12 protein-coding genes are annotated in these 11,636 nt (G+C 38.3%); 10 read left to right on the forward strand and 2 right to left on the reverse strand.

The window, feature by feature from the left end; genetic code table 11:
* Nucleotides 1–19 precede the first annotated feature (19 nt).
* The 6 genes from P0092_RS03220 to P0092_RS03245 all read left to right on the forward strand — a co-directional run bounded on the left by P0092_RS03220 (nt 20) and on the right by P0092_RS03245 (nt 6,077).
* Entirely contained in the window at nt 20–547 is a 528-nt protein-coding gene (locus tag P0092_RS03220) for a nitroreductase family protein (RefSeq protein WP_004618944.1), read from the forward strand.
* Nucleotides 548–617: 70 nt separating this feature from the next.
* Nucleotides 618–1,724: an ROK family transcriptional regulator gene (locus P0092_RS03225; RefSeq protein ID WP_004618943.1), complete on the forward strand. Its 1,107-nt coding sequence runs from the start codon at nt 618–620 to the stop codon at nt 1,722–1,724.
* A 276-nt stretch (nt 1,725–2,000) separates the two neighbouring features.
* On the forward strand, nt 2,001–2,960 hold the full coding sequence (locus P0092_RS03230; RefSeq protein WP_004618942.1) for a sugar phosphate isomerase/epimerase family protein: 960 nt from the start codon (nt 2,001–2,003) through the stop codon (nt 2,958–2,960).
* A 14-nt stretch (nt 2,961–2,974) separates the two neighbouring features.
* Nucleotides 2,975–3,895, forward strand: a complete 921-nt coding sequence (locus tag P0092_RS03235) for a sugar phosphate isomerase/epimerase family protein (RefSeq protein WP_004618941.1) — start codon at nt 2,975–2,977, stop codon at nt 3,893–3,895.
* Nucleotides 3,896–3,910: 15 nt separating this feature from the next.
* Nucleotides 3,911–4,900 (forward strand): sugar phosphate isomerase/epimerase family protein, encoded by a 990-nt coding sequence (locus tag P0092_RS03240; protein WP_004618940.1) that lies wholly within the window; start codon nt 3,911–3,913, stop codon nt 4,898–4,900.
* A 25-nt stretch (nt 4,901–4,925) separates the two neighbouring features.
* Nucleotides 4,926–6,077, forward strand: coding sequence for a Gfo/Idh/MocA family protein (locus P0092_RS03245; protein ID WP_004618939.1), 1,152 nt, complete (start codon nt 4,926–4,928; stop codon nt 6,075–6,077).
* 104 nt (nt 6,078–6,181) lie between these two features.
* On the opposite strand, the gene acpS is transcribed toward P0092_RS03245, so the two are convergent.
* Together acpS and P0092_RS03255 are read right to left on the reverse strand one after the other, a co-directional pair.
* The gene (acpS, locus tag P0092_RS03250) at nt 6,182–6,559 is read right to left on the reverse strand and encodes a holo-ACP synthase (RefSeq protein ID WP_004618938.1); all 378 of its coding nucleotides are present in this window, start codon (nt 6,557–6,559) and stop codon (nt 6,182–6,184) included.
* A gap of 1 nt (nt 6,560) precedes the next feature.
* Nucleotides 6,561–7,241, reverse strand: coding sequence for a TetR/AcrR family transcriptional regulator (locus tag P0092_RS03255; RefSeq protein ID WP_004618937.1), 681 nt, complete (start codon nt 7,239–7,241; stop codon nt 6,561–6,563).
* A gap of 180 nt (nt 7,242–7,421) precedes the next feature.
* Between P0092_RS03255 and P0092_RS03260 the strand changes: the two genes are divergently transcribed.
* From P0092_RS03260 to buk, 4 genes are all read left to right on the forward strand, one after another.
* Complete coding sequence (locus tag P0092_RS03260) at nt 7,422–9,164, forward strand: CocE/NonD family hydrolase (RefSeq protein ID WP_004618936.1); 1,743 nt, start codon at nt 7,422–7,424, stop codon at nt 9,162–9,164.
* A 26-nt stretch (nt 9,165–9,190) separates the two neighbouring features.
* Entirely contained in the window at nt 9,191–9,430 is a 240-nt protein-coding gene (locus P0092_RS03265; RefSeq protein ID WP_004618935.1) for an acyl carrier protein, read from the forward strand.
* An 81-nt stretch (nt 9,431–9,511) separates the two neighbouring features.
* Nucleotides 9,512–10,513 carry a phosphate acyltransferase gene (locus tag P0092_RS03270; RefSeq protein WP_004618934.1) on the forward strand — a complete coding sequence of 334 codons (1,002 nt, stop codon included), beginning with the start codon at nt 9,512–9,514 and terminating at the stop codon, nt 10,511–10,513.
* Nucleotides 10,514–10,516: 3 nt separating this feature from the next.
* Nucleotides 10,517–11,629, forward strand: coding sequence for a butyrate kinase (gene buk / locus P0092_RS03275; protein ID WP_004618933.1), 1,113 nt, complete (start codon nt 10,517–10,519; stop codon nt 11,627–11,629).
* Nucleotides 11,630–11,636 lie beyond the last annotated feature (7 nt).

Raw genomic sequence — 11,636 nt, forward strand, 5'->3', positions numbered from 1 at the left:
TGAAAGAAGGTGCGTTGAATTGAAAGAGACGTTAGTTGACTTAAAAAACAGACGCAGCGTAAAGAAATTTAAAAAAGAGCAAATTAAGGATGAAGAATTAATGGAAGTAATACAGGCTGGCATGAATGCTCCTACAGGTGGAAACAAACAGTCACCCGTATTTATTGTGGTTCAGAATCCTGAATTGTTGCATAAATTGTCCGTACTGAATGCACAAATAGCAGGAGCACCGGAGGGAGTGGATCCTTTCTATGGTGCTCCTACAGTAATCCTTGTTCTTGCAGAAAAAGGTCTTGGAAATCCTGTAGAGGATGGCAGCCTTGCAATCGGTAATATGCTTAATGCAGCTTATTCTATTGGTCTGGGCAGTCGCTGGATTAATAGGGTACGGGAAACTTTTGAAACAAACCTCGGAAAGGAAATTATAAGGGAAAGCGGATACATAGGAGAGTATGTAGGGGTTGGATCGTGTATTCTGGGATATCCCGAGGGAGGATATCCGGAGCCCCTACAAAAAAAGGATAATTATTTTAAAATAATAAGGTAGACTTAAAAAAACTTAAATTTTGTATGTTTACCAAATCCTTGCAATATGATATTCTTTTTACGGTGATTATATGGAAAATAAAAATAATAGCGAAGTTAGAATTAATAACATAAAAAGAGTGATTAATATACTATTTCATCAAGGACCAATGACAAAGCAGGAACTAGCATTTAAGCTTGACATAAGTTTGCCTACTGTTACAGTAATCATGAAAGAATTATCGTCAAGGGGTCTGATTACTAATGGAGAGGTACTTAAGTCAACAGGTGGAAGAAAACCAGTCCGTATAACACCTGTGTTTGATGCAAAATACTCAATTGGTATTGAAGTCTCTATGAATGAAATGCGGATAGTATTAGTTGATCTGGGTCCGAAGAAGGTTGCTGTTGAACGGTATCCTCTAGGTGTTCAGAACACAAGAGAATATTGGGAGCATGTTAATACTATTCTAATGGATTTTATTAATAGGAATTTAGCAGAAAAGGAAAAATTGCTGGGAGTAGGTATAGCTCTTCAGGTGCCGATTAAGGAGAAGAAAGTAGTATTGTCAAAAAACATGCCATCAAATCTAAGTATTGATCTTAATATGGCAGAAGCTTGTTTTGAACTACCGGTTGTATTCTACAGCAGCGGAAAAATGGCGGCTATATCTCAGATATGGGCACTGAATGAATGTGATAATTTCATTTTCCTTTCAATTGGTTCCTATATGGCAGGTGCAATTATTCACAATGGACAGATTGTAGGATTCTCTGACAGAAACGGAGAATTTGGAAATATGCTTATCAGTAACGATAACAAAAATAAAAAATTTGAGGATTATTGTACCAGTCGTGCAATTTGCGAAAAATCCGGCTTATCGGTTAAAGAATTCTTTAAATTATTGGAGCAGGATAATGAGGAATGCATAAAAATATGGGATGAATATCTAGATATGCTTAGTGTGTGCCTGCATAATATCCATTGTGTTTTTGACTGGAATATTGTTATCGGCGGTGAAATGAGTGAATACATTGATAGATATTGGTCTGAAATTAAGTCACGGCTAGATGATTTGACAGATTATAACGATGAGTCTACATCTTATGTGAAGATTAGTGACTTGGGTGTATTTGGACCTGCGGTAGGTGCGGCATTGACACAGAATGACAGATTCCTTAATTTTGATTATGAATAAATAGTACATGAAAAGGAACTAAATATTGAACTGCTCACTCACTATTTTAAAGTGAGCGGTTCTCTGATAAGCATACCCTTTTTGATTGTTAGTCTTTAAACTCACATCTGAATTTATCATTTTTATTTTAAATAACCCATTTATTTAACACCGTAAAATAACGTAGAATATTTTAACTAGACTTAATTTTATAGTTTTGCAAAAGTGTTGACGATTCAATAATAATCTTCTATTATTATAATAGATATAACAAAACGAAAATCAGGAGGTAGCGATATGAAAACTAGCATTAGCACTGAGTTGGTTGATCTACATCATCAAGCTCCTAACCGCAATCGACGTGAAAGCAAATACTATTGGGATGAGCTTTATTCACACATTAGTGCGGCAGGATTTACATCTATTGAAATTCCATATGAACCTAAATGGGATTTTGGGGGCAGATCAGGTATTCCGCTCACTTTACGTTCTATAACAACTAAGTTTGAAACTGTAGACAACTATATACGTACACTGAATTCTTATGGCATTGATGGTATAGTAAGTGTTCATCTTGACCCTACTATTTTCTGTTCAGGAAATATGCAGATGTATTTTGGAGCCTTTTCCCACTTTGCTACAGATGCTATCACTTTTGCAAAAGAGGCAAATGCAGAGGTTGTTACATTAACTGCTACACCTTCCTACTATGCTGTTTCTTCACTGTGTGGTAAGGATCAAGCATTTGACATTTTTGAGGAAGAATTTCTTAATAAAACAGCGGAAGCTATTGATTCACTCGCTGATATTGCTGAAAAGGCGGGTATTAAGTTATGCGTTAAAAATGAGTATTGGGGCTTGCTCCGTGGAGATAAAATCGTATCATTCCTTAAAAGATTAAAGAAACAAGTTTACCTGGATATTGATACAGCAAATATACAAATAGCCGGTGTGGATGTACCTTCTTTTATATATAAAAATATAGATAAGATTGGAATTGTACATTTTACTGATACTTCTTTTGTAGATTGTGAAGAAGCTTATAAGCAGCCGCTTCCTGAATTCCCATCCCAAAATGCAACGAAGGTATTTCGTGATATAGGACAGGGGAATGTAGATTTTCAGGCAATATACGCTGCATTAAAAGATGTTAATTATGGCGGGTGCATTGTCTATAATTGCAGACATTCGTATAATTCCTGTCGTTCACTTTTAAGAACACGCTACTATATCAAGAATACGCTTGGTGAAAAATAAAGGGAGGTTGTCACATGTCAAATATAAAGCTTTCTCATATGAGTCATTGGAAAACAATACCTTATAAGAAAATTAACAATTTTAGAGATTTTTATTATGAGGATAAAAGTAATGTGCCATACTACATGGACTGGGATAAAATTCTACGCTATCATGCGGCAACAGGATATGAGGGAATAGAACTGGCACCGTGGGATTTATCAGAAATACTTGGTTTGTTCCATACGCCAAAGGAATATGTTGATTTTGCAGCTGGCTATGGTATTAGCGTCAGCGGTATGTTCCACGGAGCGGATAATTCATTTATTGCTGATAAATATGACGAAGTCCTTCAAGCTGGCAAGTCAGCCATTGATACGTGCAAAGCATTCGGAGGCAAGCATTTGAATATGTGTCCTGCAAATAACTACTACGGTGTTGGTCCTCTTGATGATGAGGCACTGAAAAATGCTGCCAAGGTAATAACAGATATCGGACGTTATGCGGTAGACAATGGTATACAAATTGGTCTACATAATGAGTTTTTCTGTGCAGTTAATAAAGAAAACCATCATAAGTTTATTGAAATGACAGATCCTCGATATGTGTTTTATTGCTTAGATACAGCGCAGATAGCAATTTTGGGAGATGACCTTCTTAAATTCTATGATACCTATCATGAACGCATCTGTACATTCCACCTGAAAGATACTGCTTCCATAGCAGTTCCGGATGAGATTCGATACGACAAGGACGTGGAAATACGAGATGATGGTTGGAGATGGTTTTGGGAGCCAGGCGAAGGAGTGCTTGATTTTGATGGACTCTGGAAGCTGCTTAAGAAGTATAATTTTAAGGGTTGGGTAACTATTGAAGATGACGGAACACCGGATTTATTGGCATCCATGGCATTATCCAGTTATTTTGTAAAGCATGAGTTAGGGAAAATTTATTAGGAGGGGGATTTCAAAATGAGCAGACTATTAACACTTATGACATGCCAGTGGGCAGATATGAGTATGGAAGTTATGTGTCAAAAGGCAAAAGAAATGGGGTACGAAGGACTTGAACTTGCGACCTGGGGCGAACACTTAGATGTAAAGCGTGCTGCGGAAGATGATGGGTATGTGGAAGAGATAAAAGCTGTTTTAAAGAAGTATAATTTAAAATGTGAAGCACTTGCCACACATATTATTGGACAATGCGTTGGAGATTACAATGACCCGAGATTGAACAACTTTGCACCGGTAGAGTTGGCTGATAAACCAGATGAAATCAGAGCATGGGCTGTTAAAACCATGAAATATTCCGCAATTGCTGCTAAGAAGCTCGGCTGCTATGTAGTGACAGGATTTGTAGGCTCACCTATATGGAAATATTTATATTCATTTCCTCAGACTAGTGAAGCAATTATAGAAAAGGGATTTCAGGAGATATATGATCTTTGGACACCAATTCTTGATGTATTTGTAGAGAATGGGATTAAGTTCGCTTTAGAAGTTCATCCAGGTGAGATTGCCTTTGATTACTATTCTACAAAAAGGCTGCTCGAAAAATTTAGTGACAGACCGGAGTTTGGCTTGAACTTTGATCCGAGCCATCTTATATGGCAGGGAATAACACCACATGTATTCCTTAAGGATTTTATAGACAAGGTATTTCATGTCCATATGAAGGATGCGGCGGTTACTTTGGATGGTAGAAGTGGACTACTGGGTTCTCATATTGATTTTGGCGATTTGAGAAGAGGCTGGAATTTCCGCTCACTTGGACATGGAGATGTAAACTTTGAGGAAATTATCCGTGTATTAAATGCTTATAATTATCAGGGTCCTCTTTCGGTAGAATGGGAAGATAGTGGCATGGAACGTGAATATGGTGCGAAGGAAGCAGCTGAGTTTGTTAAAAAGATTGATTTCAAGGCTTCTGATTTCAAATTTGATAATGCTATTTCAAATTAACCCATAGAGAAAGGAGCGCACAATTATGGACAGAAAGTTGCGTTATGGAATGGTAGGCGGTGGACCCGGTGCTTTTATAGGGGCAGTTCACAGAAAAGCTATTGCATTGGAAGAAAATGCAGTTCTGACAGCAGGGTGCTTTAGTTCAAAACTGGAAAAGAATCTTGAATGTGGAAATGCTTATAATATTGAAAAAGACCGTGTTTATGCTGACTACAAAGTGATGGCAGAAGAAGAAGGCAAACGAAAGGACAAAATTGATTTTGTCTGTGTAGTAACTCCGAATTCAACTCACTATGAAATTTGTAAAGCATTTTTGCTAGCAGGGATAAATGTATTATGTGAAAAGCCGCTGTGCTTTACCATTGAACAGGCAAAAGAATTATCGGCACTTACAAAAGAAAAAAATCTGTATTTCGGTGTTTGTTATACCTATTCGGGATATCCAATGGTAAAACTGGCGAAAAAACTGGTTGAGGATGGAGAAATAGGCAATGTTATAAATGTAAATGCTGAATATTTGCAAGATTGGCTTATTGATGAAATAGGCGGCGGTGATCAGAGTACAACTAAATTGTCGGTGTGGCGTACTGATCCTGAGAAATCTGGCATTTCCAATTGTGTTGGTGATATTGGCACACATATTGAAAATACCGTTGCTTACATTACTGGACTGCATCCTAAGAAAGTATCAGCTGTGCTGGATAGCTATGGGATGGAACTTGACTTAAATGCGAATATGCTTGTGGAATACGAAAATGGAGTTCATGGTGTGTATAGCTGCTCTCAAGTTTGTGCCGGGCATTTGAATGGTCTGGCAGTACGGATATTTGGAAGCAAAGGAGCTATTGAATGGGTACAAGAAGATCCGAACTACTTACGTGTGACTAAAAAGGGGCAGCCAGTACAGATTTATCACCGCGGTACCGGTTATGTGACAGGAAGAGCGGCAGAGCTGAATCATATTCCATCGGGGCATCCTGAAGGACTTGTATTTGCTGTAGCAAATATCTATCATTCATTTATGAATGCTATTTGTAATAAGCTTGATGGTAAAGAAAATACAAAAGACGATCTGGATTTTCCAAGTGTAGACGATGGTGTGGAAGGCGTTTGCTTTGTACATGCATCTGTTAAAAGCAGCCAAAATCATGCTGCATGGACAGAACTGCTTTAATGGCAGGGTCTAGGCAGTAATAATATATTATATACCTCTCTAAGTGGAAAAAACACTGCCTTATTTCTGATAATGGCAGTGTTTTTTTGTTTAAAATGTGATAATTATTTACTCAAAGCAGTAGCAAAGGCAATTGCATATTCAGTATCATAAGATAAAGAAATTAAAATGCTGTTAATGCTTTTTTGTTCTGCAATGTTTTTAGCATTACCATGTAGAGTAACAATTGGCTGACCGACTTCATTTTCAAGAATTTCGATTTCATTTAACCGTATTGCATTACCGTCTGCGGAAAATGTTTTAAACACTGCTTCTTTTCCCGCAAACCGTGTGGCAAAGCTATACAATGGAATCTGGCGAGAGCAGATTAAATCTAATTCCCGTAAAGTAAACGTCTTTTTTATAAAAGGATCCGATAAATCTGAAACGGCATGCTCAATATTGCTAATCTTCAAGATGTCTGTCCCTATTCCTATTATCATGTTAAGTTCCTTCGGGTAGCTCCATTTTCGTGTCAAAATCAGACGAAGACAATTTTTTATAGGTAAGGTAATTGGCTCCAACACGCATGGTATTAAGCAAATTGATAATTTCATGTATAGATAAAAAATTATCGTCTTCTGATTCCAACCAGGTGCGTGCAGAAAGAAAATGAAGTTCTACAAAAATTTTTGTAAAGTGGGAACGCAGCCAGTCATGTGGCATTCCGTCTCCATCCATCATATTATTAATTTCATCATTTAAAATGACTTTCAACTTTTTTACAAAGTAAGTATCTCCGTGTTTTGGATCTAAAAGTACTAGTATTGCCTTTTTGTGCGTTTTGCAAAAATCAAACCAAGTTAACAATGACTTCGGTGGAGCGTAATCGAATTTATCCTCAAACAACTCAGGAGGGAAAGAGGTGGAAAGCTTTTTTGGAAGCAGTGAATACCGATGACGGATATCATCCAGCAAAGGAGTTTGGATTTGCTCCATTAAATCATAAATATCATTAAAGTACAGATAAAATGTACCCCTTGCAATGTTGGCACAATCACAGAGCTCTTTCACAGAAATTTTATCCCATCTTTTGGTGTGAATTAAATCTAAGAAAGTATTAATAATTTTTTCATTTGTCTGTTCAGATTTTGAAATCTTACCTGAGCCTGCAATTATGGACACAATGTTTCTCCTTTTTTGAACACTTTTTATCGTAGTGTATAAATTAAACAAAAAGAAAAAAAGTGTTCTGTTGTGTAAAAATTAATTAATATAAACTTGTTTTAAAGGGTTTTATAAATAAATTATACAATACTAATTTTGCTTAATCAAGTTGCAGGAAATAATAGGGGGGACTATATTTTGTCGGAAAAAGGAAGAATTTTAAAAACTGTGGATATGTCAGGGGAACAGGTTGAAATCTATATGACAAAAATGATGACACCATGTACTCCGGAAGAATATCAGGCGATGTCGGTGGATGAACGAGAATATGCTAAAATTCAGCCACCGCTCAATCAAAGAACATATATGCCGGAAGACGGTATTATATGTATGCAGGACGTACCTGTAAAAATGCGCGACGGTGTAACTATTTATGTGGACATTTATAAACCAGAGTCGGAAGGAAAATATCCATTAATTATCTCATGGAGTTTCTATGGGAAAAGGCCATTTGATGGACAATCCGAGTGGCAGATTATGGGGGTTCCACCTCAGACTGTATCAAATATGTCGAAGTTTGAAAGTCCGGATCCGGGCTATTGGTGCCGCCGAGGTTACGCCGTGGCAAATGTTGATCCGAGAGGAATTGGTCACTCTGACGGTGATTTTGTGCAGTTTGGAACACAGGACGGAAAAGATGGCTACGACTTTATAGAATGGGCAGCAGAGCAGTCATGGTGTAATGGCAGAACTGCTCTTTCAGGAAATAGCTGTGTTGCAATGACACAGTGGAGAATAGCATCACAGCAGCCACCGCATCTGGCTTGTATGGCACCATGGGAATCAACCACGGATATGTACAGGGAGTCACTCTGTGAGGGCGGCATTCCGGCACATTCTTTTGTAAGGCTGGTAATGAAAGAAGCATGTGGGCCAAATTACATGGACAGTACACCGGATAATTTTGAAAAATATCCATTTATAAATTGTGCTTATTGGAAGGACAAGGATCCAATGTGGGACAAGGTAACAATTCCTGTATATCAGACAGCTTGTTGGAACCATTTCCATCTTAGAGGTTCCATCAATGCATTCCGTAAATGTAAATCTCGTAAGAAATGGCTTCGTGTGCATAGAAACTTTGAGTGGCCGGATGCTTACAGCAATGAAAACCTTGAGGAATTGGATAAATTCTTTGCTCGGTACTTAAAGCTGGAGAGAAATGGCTGGGAGTTGACACCCAAGATAAGAATTGAAGTTCAGGACACAGATGAATTCAATTATATGACAAACAGACCTGAGGAAAGCTTCCCGTTAAAACGTACAGAGTATAAAAAGTTATATCTGGATGCAAATGACATGTCCATGAAGGATAAGCCTGTAAATAACGAAGCAAGTGTATCATACGACAGCGAAACAGGAGAAGTTACTTTTGATTACTGCTTTGATGAGGATACAGAATTAACAGGTTACATGAAACTCAGATTATATGTTGCTGCAGAAAGCTATAACGATATGGATTTGTTTATTAATATACAGAAATTGAGCACTGATGGTAAATTCCTTCCAGTAACAATATTTGGAGAGCCTCACCCTGGAGTATGGGGTAAGATGAGGGTATCACGCCGTAAGCTGGATGAAAAATTATCTACGGATTATTGCCCGGTTCAGGCACATACCTGTGATGAAAAGCTGGAGCCAGGCGAGATTGTGCCGGTAGATATTGAAATTGCTCCTACAAGCCGCTTCTGGCACAAAGGACAGCAAATCAGGGTTCAGGTAGCAGGACGATATATCCGTAATGATTGGTTCGAGCCATTGATGTGGGATACGGATAATAAGGGAAACCATATCATTTATACCGGAGGCGGGCATGAGTCATACCTGCAAATACCTGTGATTCCACCAAGATTTCAGGATGGAGATATTATTATCCGTTAATTAAATAAACAGAAAGGAAGATAAAAATGAAAGAAAAAGTATTACAAAAAATAATTGAAAGAGCAAGCGAAATATGGGCAGTTGATGCATCAACATTAAATTGTGATACGCAATTTGCAGATATGAATCCTAAATCAACGCATTATTCACAGATTACCACCTATTTGGAAGATGAATTTGATATAGAAGTTCCGTATATAAATTTTAAACGATGCAAAACACTTGGTGAAGCAGCTGATTATGTTGTTGAGTTATTAGAAGAATAGGGACAATTAAGTAGTTAATATGGGAGTTCCGGTGGTGAGTATTTAGCTGGAACTCTACTTCTTTAGCAGGAGGTTTATAGTATGAATGATTTCCTAAAAAAAATGACAGATAAGGCAAAAGAAAATCCAAAGATAATAGCTTTTCCAGAGGCTACAAATGTTGATATTCTGAGAACTGCTCAGCAAGTGGTAATAACTGGCATAGGGTTCCCGATGATGATTGGAAACAAAGAAATTATAGAGCAGATTGCTGATAAAAACGGCGTATCTACGAATGGTTTTCAATATTTTGATTTTAATGATGAAGAGGTACGTCAATTGCTGGCAGAAGAATATACTGGTAAGTTTTCAGATTTTTCTGCCAAGACAGTTGCAAGGAAAGCAAAAGATCCGGTACGCTGCGCAATGTTTCTTCTGAAACTTAATAAGGTGGATTGCACTGCGGCTGGAAAAGAGTATTCCACAGGAGATGTTATTTTTGAAGCAATGAGTATTGTAGGACTGCAAGAAGGCGTAGAAAGTGTGTCAAGTCTTGGTATTGCAGATATTCCGGGATTTAACGGGTCGGAAGGCACGATGCTTGGATTGGCTGATTGTGCAATTACAGCACAGCCAGATGCAAAGGATCTGGCTGGTATTGCTATTGCTTCGGCAGATACGGCGAAGGCACTGCTTGGATGGGAGCCAAGGGTTGCAATGCTATCATTTTCAACCTGCGGAAGTGCCGAGCATGAAAGTCTTGAAACAGTACGTGAATCAGTAGAACTTGTCCATAAGCTGAGACCTGAAATAAAGGTGGATGGTGAATTCCAGCTGGATTCTGCAATCATTCCCGGAGTTGCAGAAAAAAAAGTAAAAAGAGACAGTGAAGTAGCCGGTAAGGCCAATATTGTTATTTTTCCAAACCTGCATGCAGGAAACATCGGAGTAAAAATGATTCAAATATTTGGACATGCAAATGCGTATGGCCCGGTACTTCAGGGATTTGCTAAGCCAGTGTGTGACTTCTCCAGAAGTGCCCCGGTAGAAGAAATGTTGGGAAATGTTGCAATGTTGGTAATTCGTGCAGCAGGGGGTAGATAAGTTATGAGTATACATAAAATTTTTACAATCAACCCGGGTTCAACATCAACTAAAATAGCATTGTTTGAAGGAAAAAAAACTGTATATTCAAAAAATGTCAGTCATGATGCGGCTTATCTGGCAAAGTTTGATTCCATATCAAGCCAGTTGCCGTACCGCAAGGAAATGATTGAAGGATTGCTGCGTGAGGATGGAATTGATTTAAACGGAGTGGATGCATTTGTTGGACGAGGCGGAGGCTTACTTGCTATGGAGGGAGGCACCTACGAAATTGATGAGCTGGTGCTTGAACACTCTTCTAAAGGAGCAAACGGAGTACAGCATCCGGCTATGCTGGGGCCGCAGATAGCAAATGAATTTGCCGCTATATATAAAGCAAAAGCTTATGTTGTAAATCCTCCTGATGTAGATGAATTGCAGGATCTTGCGAGAATGACAGGTATAAAAGGAGTTTACCGTATAATACATCTTCATGCATTGAATCTGAAGGAGACAGCGATACGCCATGCAGAAAGTATGGGAAGAAAATATGACGAATGTAATTTTATAGTGTGCCATATTGGAGGAGGAATTTCTATATCCGCCCACAGAAACGGAAAGATGGTAGACGGATATGATATCGTAGGCGGCGAAGGCCCAATGGCACCTACAAGATGCGGAAGTGTCGCTATTGCAGATTTACTGAATTATTGCAAAGGTAAGGATTTAAAAGAAGTCAAGCAACTATGTACTAAGAGCGGCGGGTTTGTCAGTCATATGGGAATATCAGACGCAATAGAACTTACCGAAAGAGCAAAGCAGGGGGATAAATATGCAGAGGTACTCTGGAATACTATGATTTATCAGATTGAAAAGTGTATTGGTTCTATGGCAACAGTTCTGCATGGAAAAGTTGACGGTATTCTTCTAAGTGGAGGAATGGTTTATAGTGATGACCTCGTAATGCAAATAAAGGAAACATGTAACTGGATTGCACCGGTAACTGCATACCCGGGAGAATTTGAAATGGAAGCAATGGCAGCGGGAGCAATCAGAGTACTGGATGGTATAGAAGAAGCAAAAAAATATAAAGGTATATCCTGTTTTCAGGGATTCGAATTTGAACAGCACAGTTAGGAGGAAG

The organism is Ruminiclostridium papyrosolvens DSM 2782, assembly GCF_029318685.1.
Taxonomy (GTDB): domain Bacteria; phylum Bacillota; class Clostridia; order Acetivibrionales; family DSM-1351; genus Ruminiclostridium; species Ruminiclostridium papyrosolvens.

What these genes read in the sequence shown, in the direction of transcription:
- buk (WP_004618933.1), top strand. Translation starts at nt 10,517, where the DNA reads ATGAGTATACATAAAATTTTTACAATCAACCCGGGTTCAACATCAACT.
- acpS (WP_004618938.1), bottom strand. Translation starts at nt 6,559, where the DNA reads ATGATAATAGGAATAGGGACAGACATCTTGAAGATTAGCAATATTGAG.
- P0092_RS03245 (WP_004618939.1), top strand. Translation starts at nt 4,926, where the DNA reads ATGGACAGAAAGTTGCGTTATGGAATGGTAGGCGGTGGACCCGGTGCT.
- P0092_RS03265 (WP_004618935.1), top strand. Translation starts at nt 9,191, where the DNA reads ATGAAAGAAAAAGTATTACAAAAAATAATTGAAAGAGCAAGCGAAATA.
- P0092_RS03240 (WP_004618940.1), top strand. Translation starts at nt 3,911, where the DNA reads ATGAGCAGACTATTAACACTTATGACATGCCAGTGGGCAGATATGAGT.
- P0092_RS03225 (WP_004618943.1), top strand. Translation starts at nt 618, where the DNA reads ATGGAAAATAAAAATAATAGCGAAGTTAGAATTAATAACATAAAAAGA.
- P0092_RS03235 (WP_004618941.1), top strand. Translation starts at nt 2,975, where the DNA reads ATGTCAAATATAAAGCTTTCTCATATGAGTCATTGGAAAACAATACCT.
- P0092_RS03270 (WP_004618934.1), top strand. Translation starts at nt 9,512, where the DNA reads ATGAATGATTTCCTAAAAAAAATGACAGATAAGGCAAAAGAAAATCCA.
- P0092_RS03230 (WP_004618942.1), top strand. Translation starts at nt 2,001, where the DNA reads ATGAAAACTAGCATTAGCACTGAGTTGGTTGATCTACATCATCAAGCT.